Raw genomic sequence first — 25,833 nt, 5'->3', positions numbered from 1 at the left:
CCCTTGAAAAAAGGGGGATTCGTTTTTACCTTAACACATGCCCCCATTCACACTAATCACCTGCCGGGTAATATAACCCGCTGCATCGGACATTAAAAAACTCACTGTGGCGGCCACATCATCCACTTTGCCGAAGCGTTGCATGGGAATTAATTTCATCGCTTCATCGTGATAAATGCCTTCGATCATATCGGTTTCAATTACGCCGGGTGCAACGCAGTTAACAGTGATATTGCGTTTGGCCAACTCAATCGCCAAGGCTTTGGTGGCACCGATAATGCCCGCTTTGGCGGCGCTGTAATTGGTTTGGCCGCGATTGCCAATCACGCCAGACACCGATGACAAGGTAACAATGCGGCCACCTTTGCGCAGGCGAATCATCGGCATTACCAGCGGATACAACACGTTGTAAAACGCATCGAGATTGGTGTGAATGACTGAATCCCACTGCTCGCCGGTAAGCGCAGGAAAGGCGTTGTCGGCGGCGATACCGGCGTTGCACACCACGCCGTAAAAGGCGCCGTTTGCTTCAATATCCGCGAGCAAAGTCTCGCTCACTTTTTCGCGCTCGCACACATCAAACTGAATCAAACTGGCGCTACCGCCATTGGCAATAATTTCTGCGACCACCGCTTCGGCTTCGGTTTTACCGGAGCGATAATGCACACACACATCAAACCCATCGGCGCCGAGTTTTAAGGCGCAGGCTTTACCTATGCCACGGCTGGCACCAGTCACCAGAACACGTTGTTTACTCATTATTTTAGCCCCTAGTTGATGTACAAAAAAGAAAGCAGGGTGAGCGCGCTATTGTTTACTTGCCGACCACTTGCGACTGGCCAGCATTAACGCACCCAGCAAGTTAAAACAGCTGCCCATAAACAGCGCAATACCAAAGGCGCTTACCGCCGGCAAAATACTCAAGCCCAATAAGCCGAAAGATAAAAGATTAGTAGTCGACGAAATTGCCACAGCCGATAAAGTTTCTACGGTATTGTCAGCCATTTCGGCGATAAAAATAACATAATCCATACCCAGCCCAACCACCAAAAACAAGGCCATCACATGAAACAATGTGAGCGGAATATCCAACAGTGCCAACAAAATCAAACTGGCTGCCACCGCAAATAACGGAATGGCAATTAGCTGTAACATTTTTTTCCAGTGATAGCGGGTGAGCAACAACAGCGCCATTAACAATAAGGCCAATAACAACAATTCCATTGAGGAATGGCGCAGCAGTTTCATGGACATCTCCGAGTCCTGCATGGCGCTGAAAAAAAATGCCCCTTCAAACACAGCAAGTTTTTCCGCTATCACATCGGTGTCCATACCTTTGGGAATTAACAGAAATGCATTTAATGCAGTGTCATTCTGAATCCACAGCGGTGGCAACGCGGCTTCATGATCGGTAAAAAAATCGGCCGGATTCAATAGATTATTTTCCTGCTGGGCATAGGCGAGTGATAAATTGGCTGCCGATATTTCGTTGAGTTCATGACGATCAATAAATTGCTGTGCGAGTGGGTTCGCACCATAAAGCTGTTGATTAAGCTGATAATTGGCTTGCTGCTCACGGGGTGAAGGAAAAAATTGCTGCACTCCTAATAACTGCCCCTGCTCGCCCAACAACCCTTGGACAGCGGCGATACGATCATAGACCTGCTGTGCACTGTCGCCCTGCACTACAATAAAACTGGCTGGCTCGTGACTGGCAACCCAGGCGCCGACTTGTTTCTCCTGCTCAATTAACTGGGGGTTGGCTGCAAAAAAACTGCGCGGATTGTCGCTAACAGGCCATTCAAAATCGTTTACAAAAAACCCACTCAGCAAAAATACAGCAATTAGCGGCGCAATTCCACGCGAGGGAAATTTTCCGAACAAGCGCAACAACCCCTTAACTATTTTCTGCAAACTTGAATCGTATACTTTTACGCCCTTGGTTAAGTAATGTCCCAGGGCAATTACCATCAACCAGGCATATACCAGCCCTAACACGGCAAATACCGCCACTTGTTGCAGTGCCGCCAAACCCGACCAGGCCAGCGCACTAAAACCAATCACACTGGTGAGTAAACTTAAAAATAAAGCGCGGTAAAGCGGCAGGCGATTTTCACTTTGCGGATGGTGCGCCTGAAAATAATAAAAATGCAGTGCGTAATCCACCACTACACCAATCAAACTGGAGCCAAATACCAGAGTGAGTACATGAATCGAACCAAACCAGAAATGACAGACAGCAAATGCAAACGCCAAGCCCATGCCAATCGACAACGCAGGCAAGAGCAGTGCACGCGGACCGCGAAATACCCAGAGGATTAACAGCAGCACACCAATCATCGAACCCGTGCTAATAGTATCTATATCGGCGCGGGCCGACTGCGCAGCATCGGCGGCAAAAAATAAAATGCCCGATTGAATAATTTCCACGTCGGGATATTCATTTTTTAACTGCGCCATAAATTGCTTGATACTCAGCAGCGCCAGATCCTGCTGATTCATTTCCAATGCGTCGCTGTTTATTTGCAACTGATGTGCAGCAATAAAAAGTGTTTGTTGACCACGTATTACTGCTTGTATTTCATCGCTATTGGTTAAGGCCATACGATCCAATAAACCCAGTGCATATTCATTGGCAAAGCCCAACGGGTCAGTGGTGAGTGGCAATAAACGCACTGCGCCACCCGCCCCATACAAATTAGTTTGCGCCAAGGCGAGTATTTTTTCAGCATCGCCCTCGGCCAATGTCGCCTGCGCCTCGGCACCGAGAATATGAAAGGGATGCATTTGCAGCTGATTTATGTAGCGCTCGAGCAACTCGCTGCGATCAACATAGGCGATAGTACCGGCATCGGTTTCGATCATCGCGCGCAGCGCATCGCTGGCGTCGGCGAGCCGCTCTTCATCCGGGTGAGCCAATACCAATATAAATTGTTGCGCCGCATCGGCCGACATTTTATTGAGCGCGTGATTGACGGCTGCGTCCAGGGTAAACGAAGGCGACAAGCTGCGCAGATTGGTATCTATCTGCAGGCCGCTGCGGTTGATTGCCCAAAAACAATACAGCGCCACCAGTGTTAGCAATAGCAGAGCCGCGCTGCACCAGCGGCGATAAAGTTGCTGCGTCATAACGCGTCCACTTAAATAAAAATCAGGGAGTTAATAATTGCGCGCAAGCTAATGCCACCGGCGCTGTGGCCAACAGTTGCACGCATTGATCGGCATTGAGTGATGGCAGAGGTTGCAACTCATACACACGAATTGCAGTGTATTCATCGCCCTGGTGTTGCAGGCGAATAGTGACTGCATCACTGCTGCGAGTAATGTGGATATGGCGCAAGAATTTTTCCATGCGCTTTTTGCGCGGTGTTAATTGAATACCTGTGTCGCTTGCCACTATGGCAAAGGTTTTTTCCAGGTAAGCACTATTACCGCCGAGCAAATGATTGAGCATTTGCCCCAGCTGACGTTGCACAGCGCCAGAGAGTTTTTGACTGCTGCCGTCAGCGCGCACCAAATGGGTTGTGCCCTGTAATTGATAGACCAGTGTTTCCTGCAGCGGCGCAGCGGTATGCCAGAGCAAACCTTTATCGCAAGCAAATGCAAAACTGCCTTCGGTCTCCAACAATTTATTAATGCCGGCGATGGATTTTTGTTGCTTGTACAGACCGGTTTGATAACAACTTTCCGGTAAATAGTGTTTGAGTAATTCCGCAGGATTAACTTGCGCATTTGCAGCGCGGCCATCCGCCATCGCACTATTGGCAATGACGCTGAATAACAACAGGCAAGCCAGAGTGGGTCGCATCATTATTTTCATAGAAATTTGCGCCGCAGGGTTTAGGGTAACAGGGGTTTTACTTTTTCGAGTAACGCATCGGGGCTGCCGATGCGCAACAGCTTGGTCTTGGCATCCACCGCCGCTTGCACTGTGTGCGCTTTACTCAGGAGGGCACCACTTGCCGCGTCGCGAATTAGATAATGAATTTTCAGGCGATATTCCCACTCCACCAAATTCGCCGTCACTATCACTTGCTGCTCAAATACCAGTGGCTGCAAGTATTGGATTTGCATATCCACAATCGGGAACATAAAACCCGAATTTTTCATATCGGTATAGTTGTAACCGAGTTTATCGAGCAGATTGCAGCGCGCCACTTCCAGATATTTGCAGTAGTGGCCATGCCACACAATGTTCATGGAATCCACATCAAAAAACGGCACAGTGATGGCAGTATCCACACTGAGCAGTGCAGCGGGTTCGCGGCGGCGTGGCATTAGTGAGCGGCCTGACCTTGAGCGTTTTCCTGACTTAAAAACGCCAGAATGGCATCAATTAAATCGCCGATGGTTTTTACCTGGTGGAAATTTTCCAGGGTGATTTTTTTGGCGGTAATGGATTTTAATTCGATCATCAAATTCACCGCATCGATGCTGTCGATATCCAGATCTTCACGCAGGCGCGAGTCCAGGGTAATGGAGCCTGGCTCCACATCAAATTGCTCTTGCAGTATGTCGGCAATGCGCGTCAACAGGCTGTCACGGGTATGAATCATAGTGGGAATCTTTTGCTAACTCTTTTTTAGGGTGACGCGCTCGGGACGGCGTCCATTAGGTAGCGCTGGGCGCGACCGGCGCGCGATTATACAAGCTTTAGCGCTGCTTCTGCAGTTCATCGCGCTGGCAGTTATTCAGCCCATCGCGCAAGCACTGGTACAGCGCCGCGGTAAGTGCACGGGCCTGCAGACCGGGCGGCTGGCTGGAGTCAACCAGCGCCGCCAACTCCAGTGGCGGCAGTACCCGCAGGATAAAATGCGGCGGGCGATGGGGTATGTGATACCAGGGCTCCCGCTTGCGCAGGGTTAGCGGTGAACAATAAATCACCACCGGCAGCAATGGGCAAGCCGCCGCCAGCGCAATATTGGCGGCACCGCGTTTCAGTGTGAGTTCATCGCCCTCGGTGCGCGTGCCCTCGGGGAAAATCATCAGGGTTTCACCGGCGCGCAGGGCGGCAGCGGCTTTTTCCACCAGTTCCACGCCCACTTCGTCATTGGGAATATAACCGGCCAGCGCCACTATCCAGCAGGTAATGGGGTTGTGGGCCATCGCCGCTTTGACGATAAACGTCGCATTGGGCATCACCGACATCAGCAGTACCGCATCGAGCAGTGTGGGGTGATTAGCCACCACCAACACTCCCGGCTGGTTCAGCGCCACGACCCCGTCAAACTCCACCGTGAGCAACCCCAGGCTGCGCATAATCGCCACATACAGCCGCACCCAGCGCTGGATGCTGTGGCGCGCCAGATGGCGGCGACGGGTTTCCGACCAAGGCAATAAGCGGATTAACGGCGCCAGCAGTAGCGCCAGTAGCAGGGCGCCAGCGGCAAACAGCGCGATGGAGAAAGCCGTTGCCAGCAGGCGCCAGAAGCGATTGAGCTGGCTCATACGCCGGGTGAAGCCAGGGCTTCAATTTCCACCAGCAGCTGGCTGCGGCAGATATCGGCGTGGATAAAATTGACAGCATCAGCAGGCAGGCGCGCGCCTAAAAAAGCCTGGGCCGCCGCCACATCCTGCGCGTGGCGCAGATAGACGCGGATCGCACTTAGCTCGGCATCCGCGTGCTCCACATGCCGCAGCAGGTGCTGGATATTGTCGAGAGTGATGGCCAGCTGCTGCTGCAAATCGCCCACCGCCTGGGTGTTATGGCCGATGATGCTGGCAGTGCCGGAAATAAATACCTGCTCCCGGCTGCGCAGCGCAAGGCTGGTGGCGCGGGCAAAACTGGGACTGGTCGGGCCGTATTCGCGCGGGTAGTGATAGGCCGGTTGCTGGCGCGGGTTTTCGTGATGCACCCCGGAATTGCGCCCGGCGAGCAAATAGACAACCGCACCTTTGGTGTGATGGCCAAGCGCCGAGGCGGCGGGATACTCCTGCGGCGCGACATGGTAATCATCAAACGCACGCTGGCGGCCAACGCAGAATTTTTTGTATTCCTCCCGATCGCCGTCCCCGCGATTGATATCGGGCATAAAGTTCCAGATGCGGAAGGGATAGGGAAAGCCCTTGGCCTGAATCACGCGAAACAGGCGGCCATAGGCCACTTCGGTAGCGGCCTCTATGTCGCTGCAATCCTCCGGTGCAATCCAGGTGGCGACGCAGAGTACATCCTCAATCAGGCTCCAGTGACAGTGTTCGTCAACCCCGCGCTGGGCGACTGAATCGCCGTAGCGAATCACCTCCCAAGGTTGATCGCTGAGCGAGGGCATACCCAGCGGGATAATGCCCGGCTGCGCGCCCGGCACACAGGCGTCGCCAAAGTTCACCAAGGCCAAAACACCCGGTTGGGTGAGCAGTTGGTTGGTGTCTGGCACCGCACTGGCGGGCAGATAGTGCTGGCGAAGCATAGGCATAACAGTGTCTTATGGTTGGGGGCTGAGTGACGTGAAAGGCCGCGAGTTTACCCAAAAACCCCCGTTAGGTTAAGGTAAGTCTCAGGCAGTGCGGGTGATTTTGGGGCACAAAGCCGCTAAACTGCGCCGCTTTTCATCGACGATTGGCCGATAACGCCGATCCATCACAATAACATCGAGGTATCTATGTCTGCGCAAACCGCTGCCCAATTGGAAATGGCCGAACTACTGGTAGAAGCACTGAATCTGGAAGATATAGCGGCGAGTGAGATAGCACCGGATGAATCCTTATTTGGCGATGGCCTGGGGCTGGATTCCATCGACGCACTCGAAATCGCCCTCGCCATTTCGCAAAAATACGGCGTGCAAATGCAAGCCGACGACGAGCGCACCCGCAAGGCCTTTGCCACCCTCGCCTCGCTGACCGAGTTCGTCCAGAACAATAGCGGCAACTAAGCACTAAGGCTCGCCATGCGCACTGCCGAGTTGGAATACCTGCCGCTGCTGGAACGCCGTGGCGATGATTGTTTTGCCCGGGTCAGCACCCTGCTACCTGCGCTGGGTTTGCAACCGACAGCCGTCAGCGTGGACGAGTTTATCGGGCAGGTAAAACGCCTCGCGGCGCGCTTGCCTGAAGCGGGTTACACCATCAACCTCTGCGATAACCGCTACTTATTCACCCTCGGGTTTTGCGCCGCACTGGTGCGCGGGCAAACTAATCTACTACCGCAAAACCGCGCCCCCGCCACCCAGACGCTGCTGCGCGAGCAATATCCCAACAGCTATGTGCTGCACGCTGGACTGGACAACCTGATCACCCCCTGCCCCGCGTTCAACCTGAATCAGATAGATTTGCGCGGCGAACCCGAGTGCGATGTTCCGCACATTGCCGCCAGCCAGCTGGCCGCCATCGCCTTTACTTCCGGCTCCACCGGCCAGCCCAAAGCCAACCTTAAGCCCTGGCATACCTTTGTCACTAGCAGCCGCATGAACGCACAGGCAATGCTGGGCGATGACTACCGCGAACAGCTGCGCTTCGCCCTCGCCACTGTGCCCGCACAGCATATGTGGGGGCTGGAAACCTCCCTGCTACTGCCGCTGTTTAGCCGCCTGTGCATTAGCGATGCGCGCCCGCTGTTTCCGCTCGATGTCGCCCAAGCACTGCAACCATTACCGGCGCCGCGTTTGCTGATCAGTACCCCAGTTCACCTAAGGGCACTGGTGCACAGCGGTGTGGCCATGCCGCCCGTCAAACAAATACTCTGCGCCACCGCGCCGCTGTCGCAAGACTTGGCGCAGGCAGCAGAAAGCTGTTTTGCGGGTGAGTTAATTGAAGTTTACGGCTGCAGTGAAGTGGGTTCCATGGCGCGCCGCCGCAGCGCACAAACGGATCTGTGGCAGCTATTTGATGGCTTGGAATTGGCACAGGATTTATCGGTGATTCGCGGCAGCCACCTGCCGCAAGAGCAGCCGCTACAAGACCGGATTGAAACCGCGGATGGCCGCCACTTCCGCCTGCTCGGGCGCAGCGACGACATGATCGAAATCGCCGGCAAACGCGGCTCGCTAGTGGAGATGAACAAACTGCTGCTCGCCACCCCGGGCGTGGTAGATGGCGTGGTATTTATGCCGGACGCTGGTCAACAAACCGTGACCCGCCCGGTCGCTTTAGTGGTCGGTACAGACATCACCAAGCAACAACTCAGCGCCCGTTTTGCCGCGCACCTGGACCCGGTATTTATGCCGCGCCCGCTGCTGATGGTGGATGCCCTACCGCGCGAAGAAAACGGCAAATTGCCGCGCGCTAAGCTGTTGGCGTTTTATCACAAATTACGCAACAAATAAGCATCACTCGATAATCTTAAGCCGCCATTTCCCAGTATTTTCAACCGGCATCCCCTAATATCTTCAACCGCCATTCCCTAATATCTTCAACCGATAGGCCCCCAGCAATTCGCGCTCAGCATCACTAATCCTAAGCTCAGGCGCATCACCCAACATATCCCGCACCGCTGCTGCCACCTGTTCTACCAGTGCCATATTGCGCGCCAATTCTTCCGGCAGCGGTAATACCGGCGCCTCCATCAAGACCTTGTTAAAAAACTGCAGGCAGGGGATTTGGTATTGATCCATAAACACGCCGCGATTGGGCAGCTGTAAACGGCGCTCAGCGCGGGTGCGGAACAGGGCTTGAATGGATTGGTTGAGCTGCTGGGCTTTTTGCAATTCCCCCGCCAGCGGGCGGATGCGCTCAAAGTCGCACAGGGCGTCGCGGAAATACAGCAGCGAGAGCACACCCCAGTAATAGCTGTAATCCCACAGGAGTTTTAACCCCATCATCACCCGGTCGCCAAAACCGCCGTACTGACCGGTGTAGAGCGACAGAGTGTTCTGGTAGATGGAGCGCAGCAGTTTTTCATACACCAGCGCCTGCACCCGAATATCCTGCCCACGGCGCTCGGCGGTGATCAGCGAACAGATAAAACCATTGGCAAAGGCGATAAAGTCGCTGCCGGGTGAATAAAAGGGGTCGGCAAACAGACCGGCCTCACCGGCAATTGCCCAGCGCTGGTCGCTGAACAGTTGTTTGCAGTCGTAGGAGTAGTCCTGCAGCAATACAAAATCGAGGAACCTGGCATCGCCAATCGCCGCCGCACAGCGCGGTTGATGTTGCGCCAACCAGGCCATGGCCGAGGTTTGATCCGCAATGCCACTGGCATCAAAGGCGATGTCGTCCATCACTATGCCGATGCTGGTCACACCCGAGGCGAGCGGGATAATCCACACCCAGTAGCCCGGCCCGACCAGGTGATTGGTACTTAGCCAGCGGCGCCCTTCGGGCCTACAGCGCGCCTGCCATTCGGGATTCTCACACCAATCATCGAGGGTGATGGTACGGTCAATACGGAACCAGACGGCGTTGGATTTATGCTCGTTTTTGGCCGCAAGTTTGAGATGGTTTTTAAGCAAACTGGCGCGCCCGGCGGTATCCACCAGCCAGTGACCGCGCAAGGTTTGTTCAACGGTCGCGGAGCGAATCACCAGCTGTTTGTCATAGGCGGTGCCAGTTTCAGCGCGCACATCCAACTGCAGAATATCGGCCTTATCGATCAAGGTGACACCCAGCGCCTGCAGCTCGGCGGCGAGATGGTTTTCGATATCGCCGCGATCAATCTGATAGGTCGGAATACCAAAGGTTTGGCTGGCACCCAGCTCGTCCTGCCGGGAAAAATCATCGGCCGGTTCGCCAAAAAATATACGGATGCCGAATTTTTTGAGGTGTTTGTCTTTCAGGTGCTGCAGCAAACCCAAGTGATGCGACAGGTAATGAGAGCCTATTTCGACCGTGGATTCCCCCACCTTGGCGATGGCGCGCGGGCGCGGAAAACCCTGCTTTTCCACTACCACAATCGATAACTCAGGATTGGCCTGTTTGAGCTGTTTAGCTAAACCCAAACCCGCCAGCCCGCCGCCCGCGATAATCACATCCCACAGGGTGACATGACCCGAGGCCAGCTCAGCAGCATCCAATATCTCAGGACTATTCATTGGCTAAAAACTCACAACAAGCTTGAGGGCGCGACGCGGGCTAAGCTCAAACACACAGTCACCACTGCGTTTGGCCGCCAGTTGCTGGAGCAAACCCAGCACCTTGGCGGCGGGATTATCGCGGTAGAGTTTGTCCAGCTGGTCGCAGGGTAAATCTGGCGCGATAACACTTGCAGCGGTTTCATCCGCCATCACCAAGCGCGCTATTGGCGCATTGGCAGCACCAGCAGGAACGAGTAGCAGCGCGGCGGCAAAACTCTGCTCGCAGGCAAAAATCTGACGATATGCATCGTGCGCGGCGGTATCAAACAGGGTCACCAATACCGGCTCATTGTGTTGCTGGCATTGGATCATGCCCTCCAGCAGCGCTAAACCGGCGGTATTTTGGTAAGCGGCGATAGAGTTGGCGGATTTCATACAGCCGCTGCTGATCGTCCAATAACCGGCGGCGGCGTTGTGCACCGAGTTGTGGAATTTGGTCGGCGATAGCTGCTTTTCAGCGGTAGTTAGCGCACGACACATATAGTCGGTGATTTCAGTATCACCCAGCCCGGAGCCAAATACGCAGGCCACATCGCTGGATGCCAAGCCCGATTGCTGCAATGCCTGCCAGCTCACCTCCACGGCGGCGCGCACCGGCAGCGGCGCGCGCCGGCGTTCATTGGCGGGGATAATTTCCGGCTTGGGCACCTGAGTCGTCCACTGCAGATCATCGCCGATTAATGGATTAGCAAACAGCGTTTGCAGCTCAGCCCAGTTGTTAAACGCGGGGCCCCAGGCGCCTATGCCCACCAAATCCACCGCAATCGGCGCTTTATTACTGAGCGGAGTACTCATGCTGCCACCTCCGCACGACTGAAAATCAAACAGGCGTTGTTGCCGCCGAAGCCGAAGGAGTTGCTCATCACGTGGGTTAAGTCTGCGCTTTGGTTGGCCGCGCTCATGCTAATAGCGATTTCCGGGTCGACCTGCGCCAGGTTCAAGGTGCCCGGCACCAATCCGCTGGTTAGGGCTTCCAGCGCAAAAATCGATTCGAGAATTCCGGCAGCGCCAAGGGTGTGCCCAGTCCAACCTTTGGTGGAACTGGCAAGCGTGGATGCTAGAAACATAGCGCCCACCAAGTTGCCTTCAATATGGTCATTGGCGCGGCTCGCTGTACCGTGCAGGTTAATATAGTCGATCTGCGCGGGCGCCAAACCCGCTTGCGCGAGCGCCTGCTCAATCGCCAAACGCGCGCCCTCACCTTCGGGGTGCGGGTGGGACATATGATGCGCATCCGAGCTTTCGCCGTAGCCGCTGAGTTGGATGCCAGTGTGCTCAATGCCTTGGGCGTCATCGCCACGTACCAGCAGCGCAAAACCGGCCGCCTCACCGAGGTTAATACCATCGCGCGCGCCGTCAAAGGGGCGACACTGGGACTCGGACACCAACTGTAATGAGTGAAAACCGTAGAGCACACTTTGGCACAGGGTATCAGCACCACCCACCAGCACCGCATCCACAATACCCGCACGCAGCCAACGCGCGCCGGTCGCAAAGACTTTGGCAGAGGAAGAACAGGCAGTATTTACCGTCATATTGGGGCCATCAAGGCCGAGTAGTTGCGCCACAAACAAACCGGGGGCGTGGGGATTTAGTACATTTTCTTGCAGAAATTCTGCTGGCAACTGGCCTTGCTCATCCAAATGGCGATAGGCCTCTTCCGAGCGGTCGATACTGGAGGTGCTGGAACCCATCACCACACCGATGCGCGCCGAACCAAAACGTCCAACCAGTTGCGCCAGCGATTGCTGCAGTGTGCCCTGCTGTAAGCCCAAGGCGATCAGCGCATTGTTGCGGCTCTGCCACGCGGCCAATTCCGGCGCAAACACATAATCATCAATTGCCGGGACACGACCAATCCACGTAGGCAAATTGCAGCCGGGAAAATCGTTCGGGCGCAAGCCGGAGCGCTGGGTCGCAAGCGCGGCGCGAAGCTCATCCATTCCGCTACCGGCGGCGCAGGTCGCGTCATAATCGACAATCAATATCTGGTCAGGGGACACAGTGCTCTCACTTGTTATTAGCAGAAACGCAATGGCGGCAGCTGTGTGCAACCAATGAAAAGGCTCGGGATTATAGAGACCAAGGCGCAAAATATCACCCTTACGGGCGATAGCTTGCGCTGGATCAGAAACGGGATGGGAGAGTTAAAACCAGAAGGAAAGATAGAACCGGATCACATCCGCATCCAAACTGTAGAGCGGTTCGCTACCAGCGGCGAATTCCGTGGGCGATACACGGGCATCGCGGAAGTCGTCATAGTCGATATTGAAGTGATCCCAGTAGAGATTAACGGTGCTTTTTTCAAACCAGGGAATAGTGCCCGCCGGAACTTTGTAGGTGACGCCCAACCCGAGCACGGTGGATGAAAAAGGACTCAATTCCTTATCGCGCGCCATAAAATTTTGTGCGTCGCGGAAGGGAAATAAATCCGCATAAAAATCTGCACCGGTTTGGTCATAAATACGGTATTTCACTTCAAACAAAAAGCGTTCGCCGTAAGGGTGCAAATAGCGCAGCTCCGCATTTTCCGACTCTATCCCCCAGCTATCGGAAAACTGGCGAAGCTCTGCGCGCAATGAAGCGCGATAGGGTAGAAAATACATCAGCCGCAAGCCAACGGCATCACTATTGCGGGTGTGGGGATAAATTTCGCCCTGGTAAGCATAACCACCGGTGCCAGTAAGAAACCGCACCGAGCGATAGGGATTATTCAAACAGCTTTCGGTGTCCGCCAAATTCAAACATTGATCGCTGGCGCTATCAAAGCTGAGCGATGCCAATAAATTTTTAGTGATGATTTGCGAGGCGTTGATGCTGTATTTGCGTCGCTGTAAATCGCGCTTATAGGTCGGGTCAGTATTCTGCCCAACAATATCCTCACCAAAACTCACACCAAAACCAAGCGTGGTTAAATCGCCAAAAAAACTTTGGTCGATACCCAAACTATAAGTAGTGGCATCGTAGTCATTTTCTTTACTGCTGACATAGCCCACCGAAATGGTGGAGCGATCAACCATATATTGCGCACTCAAGCCCTGCTCTTTGCGCTCTTCGCTGTAGGGACTTGCAGTCGCCTCAACATCAATAGAGGCGCTGGTCACCATATCCACATAATAATTCGCGGCGACCGATACTGAACTGCCGATACTTTTGCGCACTAAAATGGAAGGGCCATCAATTTGCGCACCGCCACCGTCGTAGCCGTGGTAGAGAATATCGATGCGTTCATCGGGTAATACTGCCGCGTGCGCGATACTCGCCATGAGTGTAAAACCTAAAATCAGCAGGCGATTAATTACAACCACAGCCACCTCCCGATGCACCATCACCGCCGCGTGCCGCTTCGCGTGCGTCGTACACGTGATGCAGGTAACTGCCCGCAATCGGATCGCGATCAAAACTCATGATTTCGTCCGCAATTTTTTGCCGTTCATAGGGTTTAACCCAGGGCTTGATGGGACTACAGGCGGCGATGCACAGCAGCATCGCGAGCAGCAAGGAGAGGCGCGCTATCATTCTTTAATCAGCTCACGAATTTGGTCGCGGTATTTGTTTTCGTCGCCCGGTTTGTAACCGCGGTTGACGTAGCGAATTTCACCTTTTTTATCGATAAGCACCGTGGTTGGCATGGCATCTACATTGTAAAGGCTGCTCGCTTTGCTCTCGGCGTCGTACAAAATCGGGAAGGTCACGCCCAATTGCTGGATGAGTTTTTTTGCATCGGTATTATCCTCTTCCACATTCACCCCGTAGAGCACAAAACCGGCACTGCTGTAACGCTTGGACATTTCATCCAACAATGGCATTTCCTGACGGCACGGGCCGCACCAGGAGGCCCAGAAGTTGAGCATCACCACTTGGCCACGCTGTTCCGCCAAACGCACATTTTCACCACTGCTGCTGGGCAAGGTGAAATCCGGCGCGGGTTCCGCAAGCGCCAGCAGCGAACTTAACCCCAGTGCAATTCCGGCGGTAATAGTTGCCAGTTTTTTGTGTAACGATTTATGCAACGACTTATACAACAACATAATCAACTCCACATCAATTCAAAAAAATTCTGGATTAAAAAAATACCGACACACCCAAACGCGATTCCAAATTGGTGATGCGTTTTGCCTCACCAAATAATTCATGTTCGAAGCTGTGGCCGCGCATGCTTAAATCCAGCGCCAACCAATCGGTAGTATAAAAACGCAACCCCGCGCCGATGGTGGTGGTGAAATAATCTTTTGCGGCAAAATCGGTATTGCCCGCACCCGCCATCAGATAAAAGTGATTGTTAAACGTCCACTTGTCCGACATAAAAATTTGGCCATGCAAAAAATTGTAGCCCAGCGATAAATTGTAATACGCCAGATCGCGCTGATCATCGGTCAAGAGTTCAACGCCACCGCTCAATAATTCATAACTGGTTTTTTGCGTTTTACTGGTGCCGTAAGCGGCCTCTACAAAAAAGCTTTCGGTGATGTGATAGGCGAGCGTCACCCCGGCCACGCCATTGGTGCCGAAATCCTCAATGGATAAAAAACCGTAAAACACCCCCAACTCAAAATTTTCCGTATCCAAATCATCTTCTTTGATTTGACGACGTTTAATGTCGGGCGTGATTACCTGTTCCAGTTCATCCTCATCACTGCCTTCATCTTGCGCGAACACCGGCTGGGTGATGCTGAAAATCCCAAGCAGCACTGCGCTTAGAAAAAGACGTTGAAACCGAGTTTCCATTCATTAACCTCTTCGTTGGTATTACGACTGGTGAGCACGTAATGATTGGTATAGTCCGCGCGCAAAAACAAACGCCCGGTGAGATGTACATAAGCGCCCAAACTGGCTTGCATTAAATTGTCTTCACGGTCTTCCGTTTGTACCAGCGTGGCGCTGGGAAAGGTTTTTATTTTGCCGCTGCCAATGCTAAAAAACGGCGACACGCGCCATTCGGGGAAAGGTTGGAATAACACTGCCGCCGCAAGAATTTGGCTGTCAGAAAACTGGCCGGTGTTTTCCGCGTAGCGCACTTCGGCCGATAAATTTTTAGTAAAGCGATAGCCCAGGTTCATGGTCAAACTATCGGCGCCAGCAAAATCGCCGTAGGCCGCGCCCAACTCAAACCGATCCACCAAATAATCGGCTTGTTGGTTATCGGGGAAATCCGGTTTGCTGCCATCGGGCGACAGCGTGAGCTTCATGTCATCGCGTTTAATCCAGCCTTCCAGATCGCGTTTGGTTTTGATTTTGATCCAATCGGTGCGGCTGTATAACAGGGTGATCACTTCTTCGCGCTCGACCACATGGAAAATCGGGTAGCCGCTACCGGGGCCTGCATACACATTGATAAACGCATCATCAATAACGACTTGCAGCGGTTCGTCGGGTGAAAACCAATTAAACCACTGCGCCTGTGTAGGCAGCGCTACACAGAGCAACAAACTCATTATTAAATAGCGCCCTTTCAGGATTCTGCGTGCACTGGCAATCATGCCTTGCTTCCGTGTGTTGTTGTGATGATTGTTGTTGTCATTGTTATCTTGCTTATTTAGTTGGGCTTTTTAGTTTGGCTTTTTTAGTTAGGCAAGGCCAACTCAAAGGGATTGGTGTAATAGCGACCATTGGTGTCGAGCCATTCGGACAGGAGCTTTAACTCGGCCGCGTTCAAATAACCAGCATGGCTGCCGCCAGCAGCAAAAGTATCGAAAAATCTTCCGCTGGCGCGCGCACCACCGCGCGACATACTAGCTTGAACCGGCACTGTTACCAAAACAGGATCAGTACAAACACCATTCTCATCGACAATCGGATTGCCATCCACATCGACATTACATTCTCCATTCGGAATTCGCTCGTCTTCCAGCAAGCCGGTTTCTTCGTTAAGAATCTGACGATTATCACCAGCGGTCAATTCCAAATAGGATGTCATGGCTGCATTTGCCTGCAGCTTGGTACGGGTTAAATCCAATTGTCCATCAGGGATTTTAATCGTGGTAACGCCGTCAACGTCTGCGCTAGGTGAGTGGCAGGCAATACAATTATCTGCCGTAGCCAATCCAACTGTCATCGTAGAACGCTCACGCTCCCACAACGGCTGGATGTGGTATTCGTAATTGATTACCACCCGACAATTGGCATTCCAAGTAGATTCCTCGCGGCAAGCAGCCGGTGTTGGTGCAGGGATTTGGTCGGCGGTGGCGCCGGGAACCAAATCGTTATAGCGATAGGAAAACGCCTCTGCCGGGGTCAGGCCGGGCGCCGTCCACAGATCACGGAACAGTAAATCTACTGTTGGATTACGCAGGTTTTGATCTTGACCAGGGCCAGCCATAAGCCCGCACACCTGACCATTAACCGTTTCCTCACAAAAGGTAGAACGCGCCGCAAACTCCGCCATGGTTTCACCCATTTCGGGGGCAATCGGTACGCCCAAACGCTCGTAACGCTGGGTATTGGGGAAGTTAATGGCACTCAACGCACCGGGATTGATAGACGCAGGTGATTCAGGCAAGTCGTTGCGCCCATGCACCACCGTTTCATTGTTCGCGGCGTGGCAGCCATTGCAGGTCATTTGCTCGCCGGGGCGCAATTGCAAATAGGTATTGTGGTTGGCGCTGATTTGGCGGCCATCGCGATCCAGAATTTCCAGGGAAAATGCGACATCGGCAGGCACTGTCACCATCACCGAACCGTCGGCCTCCACCGGCGCGTAACCGAGGATCTCCTGAATACCGTTATTGCCGTTAAAGAGGTTGCCGTAAATATTGTCGTCCTGATCGTCGAGGGTATCGTCATCGATGCGGGATACAGCTTTCACCAAACGGATAAACCGTGCGGGGCGCTGATCGGCGGGGCGGGCAATCATCGCTTGCAAGTCGGCGGCGCCAGAGTTCATGGCGTTAAAGGCGCCGTCCAAATCATATACGCTGCGAATATGCAGCAAGCCAAGGTTGCGCGCCGCCAGATCCGGGTCGGTAGTGGGCTGGATAAAGGCCGGGTTATAGGCGCTTTGCTCCAATGCCAGCGCTTCGGTAAACACTTTGCCATCTTCGGCCAGCACAACGGGCAATTGGGTTTGATTGTTCAGGTCGTAAATCCACAGGCCATAAAAGGGTGGCGCCTCCTCATAACCTTCGGCAGGCACACCATCAATCAACAAGGTTGGTAAACAGGGCTGGAGACGCGCCGCCGTGGTGGCGGTCTCGGTCTGCAGTAAGCGGCATTGACTCCAACTGACCAGCAGGCGATTGGTACCATCATAGAGTGGCGAGAGCGAAGCAAAACGGCCGTGTAATGACACCAGATCGGTGGCGATATTGACCGGTTTCACCGACAGGGATTGCACCGCACCTTCCAGCGCGTCGGCACCATCCACTACCACCATATCGCCGCCCAGTTGCAAGCCGTTTTGCAAATAGATAGCGGCAATACGGCCGTCGGGCAATATTTGTGGGCGCAACAGACGCGGCACTTCGGTCATATCATCGGCGAGGGGTTGGTTGAGGCTTTCATCGCCAAAATAGCGTTGCACGTCAGTGCCATCGGGGTTGGCGCTGTAAAAGCTCAGTTGCTCGCCACTCCAGCGCATAAATACCAAACGGCCATCGGGCATAACTTGCGGCTGCAGGTCATGGCTGAGGTGATAGCTGAGTTGCTGGATATCGGTGCCGTCATCCTTCACGCTGTGCAGCAGGAAACTGGTGATGTCGTTGTCCTGGGTGGTGACGGCGCCAAATTGGGGTTTGCCTTCATCGAGCAGGATTTCCTTACTGCGTTTTTGGCGGTTGGAACTGAAAATAATGCGGCCGTCGGGCAGGTAGCGGGGGCTGACATCGTGACCTTTTTCGGCTTCAAAATCGGAACTGATGACGCGGCGCAGAACTTTGGTGGCGAGGTGATACTCCCAGATATTCCAAGTGGGTTGATCCTCATCGTCTTCGTCCAGATCCGGGTCGAGCGGCGCGCGCATGGCAAATAACAAACGGGTACCGGCCGAATCGACCGCCACATCTTTTACGTCGTAGTTGGGGTTTTCCGCATCAAAAAATTCATGCTCCGCAAACGCGGCGCGGGTGATATTCACCACTTCTGCTTGCGTCGTGGCGCGCGCTTTCAGGTAGAGCTCGCCGCCAGGGTTAAAACTGTCGGGCATAAACACATCTGGGTAGACCGGCTCGCCGTCTTCATCCAGCGGTATGGGGCGCTGGATATAGGCCACAGGAATATCCACCACCACCGGGTCTGGATCCTGACCACCGTTGGAACCGCCGCCGGAGCTACCACCGCCACAGGCGGTGAGTGTCAGCAGCGAGCCAAACACCAGCCAGGGGGACAGGAAAAACGATGGAGTAACAAATTGCGTCATAGCCAGTGGCCCAGAATCCGGAAAGTCATGTAAAGAGGGTTTTGCCCTGCGAAGGGCTTTGCTCATCACCCATAAAAGGCATTTCTTATCAAAAGTCACGCCAGTTGTGATTATGGCGACGGGAATGGCGCGCATGCTAGAGCATAGTGACTAGCGCGTCATAGCGCGCACAATATTCAACCGCTGTCGCCTCAATGATTGTGACTCAGGTCTCGATTCTGCAATGAGCCGGTTGGAAGATTGAAAAAGACGAGGATGATGCCGCATTGCAGCACTTGCCCAGCTTCATACTAATCTGACATTTTTCGTCAGCTACTTTTCCCCGGCAGTATTCAGTAACCCTAACCAGGACGTTTTGCGTCAGCGCTCTCGCGGTCTGGCGCCCCGCCAATAACAATACCGAGCTGACCTTTGCCTTGGCAAAGGCCGAAATCTGGCGCCAAAAGGATATTTTGGAGAACTGTTTCTAATTCTTGAAAAGTATCCCGGCTGCAGCGGCCAGTCCAATGATGTCCGGCATATTCACTGCATAGCACGAACCTTAACAACACCAATAGCATCCGCGCCGTTCGGCGCCCGGATGCAGACCTCTTACCCAGGAGCAACCGTGATCAACACTAACTCCCGCTTATTTACCCAAGCGGCGCGCTGCCTACCCTACGCCGGGCTCGCTGCGCTGCTGGCGTTTAGCAGCGCCAGCTATGCCGGGTCGCGCGAACAAGCGCTGCAAATTCACAACCGCATTGCCGGGGTTCCACCCACCGAAACGGTACTGGCGCAAATGAGCGCCGAGATCGAAGCCGGGCAAGTGGCCAGCGCCGTGCGTATCGCTATGGATAACGAAGCCTTTTACAGCGTTACCTTGAAAAATATGGTCACGCCCTGGACCAATCGCGACCGCACGGTATTTGCGCCGCTCAATGACTACACCGCCACGGTCATCGGTTTGGTGCGCGATGAAGCCGACTTCCGCAGCGCGCTCTACGATGATGTGATCTACACCAGCAGCGCCGCTGGCCTGCCCGCCTACTCCAATAGCAACAACAGCCACTACGAGGCGATCGAAAACCAGGGCGTAAGCTTGAAGGACACCCTGGTCAGACGCACCCAGTCCAGCGTAAATGGCCTACCGGCCGATGCCACCTCGGGCGTAATCACCAGCCGCGCCGCCGCCAAGGCATTTTTTATCGCCGGTACCAACCGCGCCATGTTTCGTTTTACGCTCATCAACCACCTGTGCCGCGATTTGGAACAGGTACACGACACCAGCCTGACGCCGGATTTTGTGCGTCAGGACGTCAGCCGCAGCCCCGGTGGCGATAGCCGCGTATTCCTCAACAACTGCGTTGGCTGCCACAACGGTATGGACCCGCTCGCCAAAGCTTATGCCTATTACGATTACGAATTTGATGTAGACGCCGACCCAGATGGCCTGAATGGCAGCATTCACTACAACACCGAAGGCACCCTCGACCCGGATACCGAAAGCCGGGTGGAAAAGAAATACCGCATTAATTCCAATACCTTCAAATACGGCTATGTGACCACTAATGACGATTGGCAGAACTATTGGCGCCAAGGCATGAACGTACATTTGGGCTGGGACAGCAGCCTGCCCGGCAGCGGAACCGGCGCCAAAAGCATGAACAGGGAGCTGGCACACAGCCAGGCCTTTGCCAGCTGTCAGGTAGAAAAGGTGTTCCAAAATGTGTGCCTGCGCAAACCCGCCGATAGCACCGACCGCAGCAAAGTCAGCGAGATTACCGCCAATTTCGCGGCATCTGGCTACAAACTAACCCAAGTGTTTATCGACACTGCTGACTACTGCAAAGGTGAATAAGGTGATGAAAATGCGCATAACAATAGCATCGTCACTTTTACAGTGGCATAAACCCAAATTGGGGAGAGCCGCGCTCGCGATACTCACCCTCACTGCTGGCCTACTGGGCGGTTGCGGTGGTTCGGGCAGTGGCAGCGAAGTCACCCCCAATAACCCTCCTCCACCTGCCACCGGTGGCGACAACTTTACCTATCGCGGTGAAAAACCGGCGGGCACAGAAGACATAATCAAATTCCAGAACGAACTCTGGATCAACATGGCGCGCGAAGACCGCTGCGGCGGCTGCCATCAGGTTCAAGCCCCCACCTTCGCCCGTGGCGACGATATCAACCTCGCCTATGCCTCGGTGATTGATGAAGCACTGGTGACCTTGAGTGATCCGGCGTCATCGCGTTTGGTCACCAAAGTGGCTGGCGGCCACAATTGCTGGTTGGCCGATGCAGGTGCCTGCGCCGACATCATGACTGGCTGGATTAACAAGTGGGCAGGTCCGCGGGAAACCAGCGCTAACGATGTGGTGCTCAAGGCACCCGCTGATCGCGCTATCGACAATACTAAAAGCTTCCCTAGCGACAGCAACAGTTTTGCCACTAACGTTTATCCGTTGCTGACCGAATACTGCGCCGCATGTCACGCTGAATCCGCCGCGACGCGCCAACAACCCTACTTGGCGAGCAGTGATATCGCGGTTGCCTATGAAGCAGCCAAAAGCAGAATGCGCTTGGACAACCCGGCACAATCGCGTTTGGTACAACGCCTGCGCGCCGACTCCCACAACTGCTGGGACAATGACTGCGCCGCCAGCGCCAACCAAATGCAAGCCGCCATCCAGGCCTTGGCTGACAGCATCACCGCCATCGAAGTTGACCCCGATTTGGTGGTCAGCAAAGCAGTAGGTTTGGGCGATGCCTTTGTGCTCAGCAGCGGCGGCCGCATCGATAGCGACATCATCGCCAAATACGAATTCAAAACCGGCAAGGGCACGGTGGCGTTTGATACCTCAGGTGTAGACCCGGTTGCCGACCTCAACCTGATCGGCAATGTTAGCTGGAGCAGCGCTTGGGGCGTGAAATTTGCTGATACCGGCCGCGCCCAAGCGACCGTGAGTGGCAGCCGCAAACTCTACGACTTGTTACTCGGCTCCGGTGAATACACCATTGAGACCTGGATTATTCCCGACAGCCTTGACCAGGGCGCCAACGACAACAATCCGGCGCGCATCGTCAGCTACTCCGGCAGCACTACCGAGCGCAACTTCACCCTCGGACAGTACGATTACAACTACATCGGCATGAATCGTACCGGCGAAAGCGATGCCAATGGCGAACCGGTACTCGCTACCAATGACAATGACGAGCGCGCCCAGGCTTCACTGCAGCATGTGGTGCTCAGCTTTGACCCGATTCGCGGCCGGCGCCTCTATGTCAACGGTGAATTCACTGGCGACAACGACGCCACCGCTGGCGCCTTCCTCAAAGACTGGGATAACGGCCATGCACTGGTGGTGGGTAACGAGGTTTCTGGCAATCGCCCCTGGGCGGGCAGCTTGCGCTTCCTCGCCATTCACAAACGCGCCATGAGCGAAGGTGATATCAAAACCAACTTTGATGTAGGTGTAGGCGCGCGCTACCTGCTGCTGTTTAACGTGTCCGAGTTAATCGACCAGCCGGCCTGTTTTACCACCACGACAGAAGGCACCAGCGGTCAGTGTTTTATCGTGTTTGAAGTGCAGCAAATCGACGATTACGGCTACCAATTTGCCGCGCCGTTCTTCACCGTTCTGGGCGATGGTGCACTGACCAGCGCTGTTCCCCTCAAAGGCATTCGCATTGGGGTCAACGGCACCGAGGCACCGGTAGGCCAGGTATTTGCCAACATCAATACCCAGCTAGCCGCCGGGGAACTCACCGATGGCCGGCAAACATTGTCACCCTTGGGCACTGTGGTTGAAGCCAAAAATGGTCCCGAGGAGGATGTATTCTTCCTCACCTTCGACCAGATTGGCAGCAGCTCCTACACCCGGGTAGTCGCTACACCACCCCCACCGGCAGCGCCGGCCGACATTCCCGACCAACCAACCCTTGGTCTGCGCGATTTTGCGGAGATCAATGCCAGCTTGGCGGCAATGACCGGTATTCCCGCCACCAATACGCTGGTTGCCAGCACCTATGAAAAGGTGAAACAGCAGCTGCCAACACTGACCAATCTGGACGGCTTCCTCGCTGCGCAGCAAATGGGCATCACCCAATTGACCGTGGCCTATTGCAACGCGGTAGTGGGTAACTCCAGCGCGGTCAATACGGCGCGTGCGGCGCTTTTCCCCGGCTTTGATTTCAGCGCTACCGCCAATGTCGCGTTTAACACACCCGAAAAACGCGACTTGATTATCGAACCGCTGCTGACGCGCCTGTTGGCCAATGAAGTGGCCGATGGCGCCAATCCACACAGCCAACTCGATGGTCAAGCTGACCCCGCCGAGCTGCGTTTGGAACTGAACCAATTGATCGACAACATGACCAGCTGTGGCAGCGGTTGCGCCGCCGACCGCACCCTAACCACCGTTAAAGCCACTTGCGCCGCCTCCCTCGGAAGCGCCGTTATGTTGTTGCAATAATTACCGGAGCGAACCCGACATGGCCAAATTCAAAAAACCACTGCACCCGGACGCCCCGCTGCTGCTCAATAACCATCGCCGCCCGGTCACCCGCCGCGAGCTGATCGCCCAAGGCTTTAAACTCGGCTCAGGCACACTCATTGGCGGCTCGCTGATGAGCATTCTGACTAACCCCGCCTACGCGGCGGATGTCACTCTGTCGGCCGATATCGCCGCCGCGCGCGATGCCTGTGGCATTGCCGCCCAAGGCGCGGGCAAGATTCCGTTTATCTGTTTTGATCTCGCCGGTGGCGCCAACTTTGCCGGCTCCAACGTGCTGGTCGGCCAACGCGGCGGCCAAGAGGATTTCCTCAGTGCTGCTGGCTACCAAAAACAGGGGCTGCCGGCGGATATGGCACCCAGCGCCTCCACTGCCGCCACGCTGATCGATAACAGCCTCGGCCTGTTATTCCATGCCGACTCGCAGTTATTGGCAGGTATTAACTCCAAGGTCCAAGCCACCACCGCCGCCAATATCAACGGCGCCGTCATCGCCGCCCGCTCGGAAAACGACACTGGCAACAACCCGCACAATCCTATGTACGGCATTTATAAAGCCGGTGCCGCAGGCTCATTGGTGGATCTCATCGGCTCGCGCAATAGCGATTCCGGTGGCAACTCCATGGCGCCCGCCTCGCTGATCAACCTGGAAGTTCGTCCCACTAAAGTGGATAACCCCAACGACGTAACAGGCTTGGTGGATGTGGGCGATCTGGTGGATTTGATGAGTCAGGAAGACATAGTCAAAACCATGGAATCCATCTATCGCATTAGCGATGCCAAACTCAACGCCATGGCCAGCCTCGGCACCAGCAAAGACGCCCAACTCAAAGAGCTACTGCGCTGTGGCTATGTCAAAAGCGCGGATTTGGCCGCACGCTTTGGCAACCCGGCAGATATAGACCCGATTGCCGATGCCGATATAGTCGGCGCCAACGGCATTTTTTCGTTCGACGAATTTGATCGCGACGGCGAACTGCGCAAAACCGCTTCAGTGATGAAGCTGGTTATTAACGGTTATGCGGGCGCAGGCACCATCACCATGGGCGGTTACGACTATCACACCGGCGACCGCTCCACCGGCGAAGTACGCGACGAACGCGCCGGCCGCTGCATCGGCGCCTGCCTCGAATACGCCGCACGCAAAAATATGCCGCTGATGATTTACGTCTTCAGCGACGGCTCAGTATTCAGTAACGGCATGATCGACGACTCCATGGCCGGGCGCGGCAAAGGCGTCTGGACCGGCGACGACCAACAAACCGCCTGCTCCTTTTTCCTCGTCTACAACCCAGGCGGCCGCCCGCAGCAATTGGACGGCAGCCTCACCGGAAAACAAATTGGTTTTATGCGCCCCAGTGGCGACGTAGAAACCTCCGGCAGCCCAGCGGCAAACAACGTCAATCTGCTAGTAGAAACTGTCGTACTCAACTACATGGCACTGCACAACCAACAAGCCGATTTCGGTACAGTATTCCGCGGCCACGGTCTGGGCAGCGCAACCATGATGGACAGGCTTACCGCCTTCCAACCCATCGTAAACGGCACCATCGGCAATCCGCCCGCCTAAACAATTTCTCTCCCCCAGCAAGCGCTTAAGCCGGTACTCTGTACCGGCTTTTTTATGTGATGCAATTTTCCTCCTACGCAGTTCACATCATCACCATTAAGTTTGGTTTCAACATTCCTCTTGTATCGATCAATTGGCTAATATCGCGCTTGTTTACACCTATCCCAAAAAGGAGATTGTTTTATGGATACCAGTATCAACCAATTCACCCAACTATTATTTCGCCATGGCGCGATACAAACTTCGCCAGAGCATGTGGCGATGTTGAATTCGCAAGGTTTTGTGCTCTTCCAAGGCAAATTTGCCACATCCAGCTCTAATGGTTATCAAGTTCTGCTGAGCGGTTACGCAAATTATGTTTTGGACAAAGAAGAACAGAAAAAAACTGCTGGAGATCTGGATAAATTACTGACAGAGCTCAAGTCTGTCCCACGCTCACCAAATGCACGTATCTTAAAGGGCAGCATAAGTACATTCAAAATAAGCAACAATTCTTATAGGGTTGATTACAAAATAGCAAATGGACAGGTACTTGTTTACAACATACAACCAGTGGACAAGCTACAGAAACAGCGCGACAGACAAGAACAAGCTGCGCTCTACAAAGTTAAAAGAAATGAACAAGGCATATGGCAAGTCGGCGGACGCGTTGAATCGGTTAATACCCGCTACGCAGCCGTTAATGGTCAATCTAATAATCTGGCCAAAGCATCATGGCTGATGGGTAGCCATTTAGAATACGAATTCAAAAATCTGCAGGAATACACCTTATTCCATAACCCTAGCGTTGGTGGCGCAGGCGATACATGGGAATCATTCCGGGACAAAATGGGCATCACCACAAGGGTAACCAAAAAATTTGCGCAAATATTAGCGGAGACCCAAGCTGCCGGGAATGAAACTGGATGGGTTGCACACAGCCAAGGCGGTGCGATTTTCGCAGAAGGAGTACGTTATTTATTGAACAGCCAGAGCAGCTGGGCGCTTAACAAGCTTCGGCTGAACGGTATACGCAATCCGGATAAGGGTGAACTATTGAATAAACAAAGCGTTGCCTTCCATGCTAATGCTAATAACAATCTGCGCTCCAAGCCGTTGTTTTCCCGCGCAGGAATTAAAGTTCTCGCTATTCGCGCCAATGACTACGATATGGTGCCTAACTTAATCGGGATGAACACCTTAAATCCACGCAAGTTGTTAGGGTCACTGGTATATTCCAGCCATGTATTTAATGGCTCAGTAGCGCAAAGCCCTCATACCTTAATGCAAGATCAGACAGCTTGGGATGCCAACATGGACAATGGCCCCGGCAAAGGCCGGAATATAATCCAAAAGGCATTTAATAAAACCGAAAAAACAGCATCCAAGCTCGTAAAACCGCGCCCCAATTATTTACCCTAAACCTGACGAAAA

Annotated in this window: 22 protein-coding genes; 6 read left to right on the top strand and 16 right to left on the bottom strand. The window is 54.0% G+C overall.

Annotated features, from left to right (window positions below; translation table 11 throughout):
- Window positions 1–30: 30 nt before the first annotated feature.
- The 7 genes from D0B88_RS05910 to D0B88_RS05880 all read right to left on the bottom strand — a co-directional run bounded on the left by D0B88_RS05910 (window position 31) and on the right by D0B88_RS05880 (window position 6,413).
- Window positions 31–759 carry a 3-ketoacyl-ACP reductase FabG2 gene (locus tag D0B88_RS05910; RefSeq protein ID WP_007638229.1) on the bottom strand — a complete coding sequence of 243 codons (729 nt, stop codon included), beginning with the start codon at window positions 757–759 and terminating at the stop codon, window positions 31–33.
- 48 nt (window positions 760–807) lie between these two features.
- Complete coding sequence (locus tag D0B88_RS05905) at window positions 808–3,129, bottom strand: MMPL family transporter (RefSeq protein WP_151055838.1); 2,322 nt, start codon at window positions 3,127–3,129, stop codon at window positions 808–810.
- A gap of 22 nt (window positions 3,130–3,151) precedes the next feature.
- Window positions 3,152–3,820: a hypothetical protein gene (locus D0B88_RS05900; protein WP_007638231.1), complete on the bottom strand. Its 669-nt coding sequence runs from the start codon at window positions 3,818–3,820 to the stop codon at window positions 3,152–3,154.
- A gap of 20 nt (window positions 3,821–3,840) precedes the next feature.
- Complete coding sequence (locus D0B88_RS05895) at window positions 3,841–4,278, bottom strand: thioesterase family protein (protein ID WP_151055836.1); 438 nt, start codon at window positions 4,276–4,278, stop codon at window positions 3,841–3,843.
- Window positions 4,278–4,556 (bottom strand): acyl carrier protein, encoded by a 279-nt coding sequence (locus D0B88_RS05890; RefSeq protein ID WP_151055834.1) that lies wholly within the window; start codon window positions 4,554–4,556, stop codon window positions 4,278–4,280. The genes D0B88_RS05895 and D0B88_RS05890 overlap by 1 nt, the downstream gene beginning before the upstream one ends.
- Window positions 4,557–4,653: 97 nt before the next feature.
- Window positions 4,654–5,448, bottom strand: coding sequence for a 1-acyl-sn-glycerol-3-phosphate acyltransferase (locus D0B88_RS05885; protein WP_151055832.1), 795 nt, complete (start codon window positions 5,446–5,448; stop codon window positions 4,654–4,656).
- On the bottom strand, window positions 5,445–6,413 hold the full coding sequence (locus D0B88_RS05880; RefSeq protein ID WP_151055830.1) for a hypothetical protein: 969 nt from the start codon (window positions 6,411–6,413) through the stop codon (window positions 5,445–5,447). Before D0B88_RS05880 ends, D0B88_RS05885 begins: the two co-directional genes overlap by 4 nt.
- Before the next feature lie 186 nt (window positions 6,414–6,599).
- On the opposite strand from D0B88_RS05880, the gene D0B88_RS05875 reads away from it, so the two are divergent.
- Both D0B88_RS05875 and D0B88_RS05870 read left to right on the top strand, forming a co-directional pair.
- A complete protein-coding gene (locus D0B88_RS05875) occupies window positions 6,600–6,869 on the top strand; it encodes a phosphopantetheine-binding protein (protein WP_078044169.1) in 270 nt (89 codons plus the stop codon).
- Window positions 6,870–6,884: 15 nt separating this feature from the next.
- The gene (locus tag D0B88_RS05870) at window positions 6,885–8,258 is read left to right on the top strand and encodes an AMP-binding protein (protein ID WP_151055828.1); all 1,374 of its coding nucleotides are present in this window, start codon (window positions 6,885–6,887) and stop codon (window positions 8,256–8,258) included.
- Window positions 8,259–8,321: 63 nt separating this feature from the next.
- On the opposite strand, the gene D0B88_RS05865 is transcribed toward D0B88_RS05870, so the two are convergent.
- From D0B88_RS05865 to D0B88_RS05825, 9 genes are all read right to left on the bottom strand, one after another.
- Entirely contained in the window at window positions 8,322–9,962 is a 1,641-nt protein-coding gene (locus D0B88_RS05865) for an NAD(P)/FAD-dependent oxidoreductase (RefSeq protein WP_151055826.1), read from the bottom strand.
- A 3-nt stretch (window positions 9,963–9,965) separates the two neighbouring features.
- The gene (locus D0B88_RS05860) at window positions 9,966–10,799 is read right to left on the bottom strand and encodes a beta-ketoacyl synthase chain length factor (protein ID WP_151055824.1); all 834 of its coding nucleotides are present in this window, start codon (window positions 10,797–10,799) and stop codon (window positions 9,966–9,968) included.
- The gene (locus tag D0B88_RS05855; RefSeq protein ID WP_151055822.1) at window positions 10,796–12,007 is read right to left on the bottom strand and encodes a beta-ketoacyl-[acyl-carrier-protein] synthase family protein; all 1,212 of its coding nucleotides are present in this window, start codon (window positions 12,005–12,007) and stop codon (window positions 10,796–10,798) included. The genes D0B88_RS05860 and D0B88_RS05855 overlap by 4 nt, the downstream gene beginning before the upstream one ends.
- Window positions 12,008–12,151: 144 nt before the next feature.
- On the bottom strand, window positions 12,152–13,312 hold the full coding sequence (locus tag D0B88_RS05850) for a DUF3570 domain-containing protein (protein WP_007638245.1): 1,161 nt from the start codon (window positions 13,310–13,312) through the stop codon (window positions 12,152–12,154).
- The gene (locus tag D0B88_RS05845) at window positions 13,299–13,523 is read right to left on the bottom strand and encodes a DUF4266 domain-containing protein (protein WP_007638246.1); all 225 of its coding nucleotides are present in this window, start codon (window positions 13,521–13,523) and stop codon (window positions 13,299–13,301) included. The genes D0B88_RS05850 and D0B88_RS05845 overlap by 14 nt, the downstream gene beginning before the upstream one ends.
- Complete coding sequence (locus D0B88_RS05840; protein WP_040390940.1) at window positions 13,520–14,035, bottom strand: TlpA disulfide reductase family protein; 516 nt, start codon at window positions 14,033–14,035, stop codon at window positions 13,520–13,522. The genes D0B88_RS05845 and D0B88_RS05840 overlap by 4 nt, the downstream gene beginning before the upstream one ends.
- Window positions 14,036–14,069: 34 nt before the next feature.
- Window positions 14,070–14,732 (bottom strand): outer membrane beta-barrel domain-containing protein, encoded by a 663-nt coding sequence (locus tag D0B88_RS05835; RefSeq protein ID WP_040390941.1) that lies wholly within the window; start codon window positions 14,730–14,732, stop codon window positions 14,070–14,072.
- Window positions 14,702–15,484 (bottom strand): SH3 domain-containing protein, encoded by a 783-nt coding sequence (locus D0B88_RS05830; protein ID WP_007638252.1) that lies wholly within the window; start codon window positions 15,482–15,484, stop codon window positions 14,702–14,704. The genes D0B88_RS05835 and D0B88_RS05830 overlap by 31 nt, the downstream gene beginning before the upstream one ends.
- A gap of 83 nt (window positions 15,485–15,567) precedes the next feature.
- On the bottom strand, window positions 15,568–18,357 hold the full coding sequence (locus tag D0B88_RS05825; protein WP_151055820.1) for a PD40 domain-containing protein: 2,790 nt from the start codon (window positions 18,355–18,357) through the stop codon (window positions 15,568–15,570).
- A gap of 607 nt (window positions 18,358–18,964) precedes the next feature.
- Here D0B88_RS05825 and D0B88_RS05820 point away from each other — a divergent pair.
- The 4 genes from D0B88_RS05820 to D0B88_RS05805 all read left to right on the top strand — a co-directional run bounded on the left by D0B88_RS05820 (window position 18,965) and on the right by D0B88_RS05805 (window position 25,821).
- Window positions 18,965–20,197, top strand: a complete 1,233-nt coding sequence (locus D0B88_RS05820; RefSeq protein WP_151055818.1) for a hypothetical protein — start codon at window positions 18,965–18,967, stop codon at window positions 20,195–20,197.
- Window positions 20,198–20,207: 10 nt separating this feature from the next.
- Window positions 20,208–22,811 carry a LamG domain-containing protein gene (locus D0B88_RS05815; protein WP_225318555.1) on the top strand — a complete coding sequence of 868 codons (2,604 nt, stop codon included), beginning with the start codon at window positions 20,208–20,210 and terminating at the stop codon, window positions 22,809–22,811.
- A gap of 19 nt (window positions 22,812–22,830) precedes the next feature.
- On the top strand, window positions 22,831–24,420 hold the full coding sequence (locus tag D0B88_RS05810; RefSeq protein WP_151055814.1) for a general secretion pathway protein GspF: 1,590 nt from the start codon (window positions 22,831–22,833) through the stop codon (window positions 24,418–24,420).
- A gap of 183 nt (window positions 24,421–24,603) precedes the next feature.
- Window positions 24,604–25,821: a hypothetical protein gene (locus D0B88_RS05805; protein ID WP_151055812.1), complete on the top strand. Its 1,218-nt coding sequence runs from the start codon at window positions 24,604–24,606 to the stop codon at window positions 25,819–25,821.
- Window positions 25,822–25,833: the final 12 nt, after the last annotated feature.

The sequence above is a fragment of the Cellvibrio sp. KY-YJ-3 genome, from assembly GCF_008806955.1.
In the GTDB taxonomy this organism is placed as follows: domain Bacteria; phylum Pseudomonadota; class Gammaproteobacteria; order Pseudomonadales; family Cellvibrionaceae; genus Cellvibrio.
This window is presented reverse-complemented; position numbering and strand designations above follow the sequence as displayed.

Excerpts from the sequence above, each read along its gene's own strand:
- D0B88_RS05910 (WP_007638229.1), bottom strand. The coding sequence starts at position 759 with ATGAGTAAACAACGTGTTCTGGTGACTGGTGCCAGCCGTGGCATAGGT.
- D0B88_RS05905 (WP_151055838.1), bottom strand. The coding sequence starts at position 3,129 with ATGACGCAGCAACTTTATCGCCGCTGGTGCAGCGCGGCTCTGCTATTG.
- D0B88_RS05900 (WP_007638231.1), bottom strand. The coding sequence starts at position 3,820 with ATGAAAATAATGATGCGACCCACTCTGGCTTGCCTGTTGTTATTCAGC.
- D0B88_RS05895 (WP_151055836.1), bottom strand. The coding sequence starts at position 4,278 with ATGCCACGCCGCCGCGAACCCGCTGCACTGCTCAGTGTGGATACTGCC.
- D0B88_RS05890 (WP_151055834.1), bottom strand. The coding sequence starts at position 4,556 with ATGATTCATACCCGTGACAGCCTGTTGACGCGCATTGCCGACATACTG.
- D0B88_RS05885 (WP_151055832.1), bottom strand. The coding sequence starts at position 5,448 with ATGAGCCAGCTCAATCGCTTCTGGCGCCTGCTGGCAACGGCTTTCTCC.
- D0B88_RS05880 (WP_151055830.1), bottom strand. The coding sequence starts at position 6,413 with ATGCCTATGCTTCGCCAGCACTATCTGCCCGCCAGTGCGGTGCCAGAC.
- D0B88_RS05875 (WP_078044169.1), top strand. The coding sequence starts at position 6,600 with ATGTCTGCGCAAACCGCTGCCCAATTGGAAATGGCCGAACTACTGGTA.
- D0B88_RS05870 (WP_151055828.1), top strand. The coding sequence starts at position 6,885 with ATGCGCACTGCCGAGTTGGAATACCTGCCGCTGCTGGAACGCCGTGGC.
- D0B88_RS05865 (WP_151055826.1), bottom strand. The coding sequence starts at position 9,962 with ATGAATAGTCCTGAGATATTGGATGCTGCTGAGCTGGCCTCGGGTCAT.
- D0B88_RS05860 (WP_151055824.1), bottom strand. The coding sequence starts at position 10,799 with ATGAGTACTCCGCTCAGTAATAAAGCGCCGATTGCGGTGGATTTGGTG.
- D0B88_RS05845 (WP_007638246.1), bottom strand. The coding sequence starts at position 13,523 with ATGATAGCGCGCCTCTCCTTGCTGCTCGCGATGCTGCTGTGCATCGCC.
- D0B88_RS05840 (WP_040390940.1), bottom strand. The coding sequence starts at position 14,035 with ATGTTGTTGTATAAGTCGTTGCATAAATCGTTACACAAAAAACTGGCA.
- D0B88_RS05835 (WP_040390941.1), bottom strand. The coding sequence starts at position 14,732 with ATGGAAACTCGGTTTCAACGTCTTTTTCTAAGCGCAGTGCTGCTTGGG.
- D0B88_RS05830 (WP_007638252.1), bottom strand. The coding sequence starts at position 15,484 with ATGATTGCCAGTGCACGCAGAATCCTGAAAGGGCGCTATTTAATAATG.
- D0B88_RS05825 (WP_151055820.1), bottom strand. The coding sequence starts at position 18,357 with ATGACGCAATTTGTTACTCCATCGTTTTTCCTGTCCCCCTGGCTGGTG.
- D0B88_RS05815 (WP_225318555.1), top strand. The coding sequence starts at position 20,208 with ATGCGCATAACAATAGCATCGTCACTTTTACAGTGGCATAAACCCAAA.
- D0B88_RS05810 (WP_151055814.1), top strand. The coding sequence starts at position 22,831 with ATGGCCAAATTCAAAAAACCACTGCACCCGGACGCCCCGCTGCTGCTC.
- D0B88_RS05805 (WP_151055812.1), top strand. The coding sequence starts at position 24,604 with ATGGATACCAGTATCAACCAATTCACCCAACTATTATTTCGCCATGGC.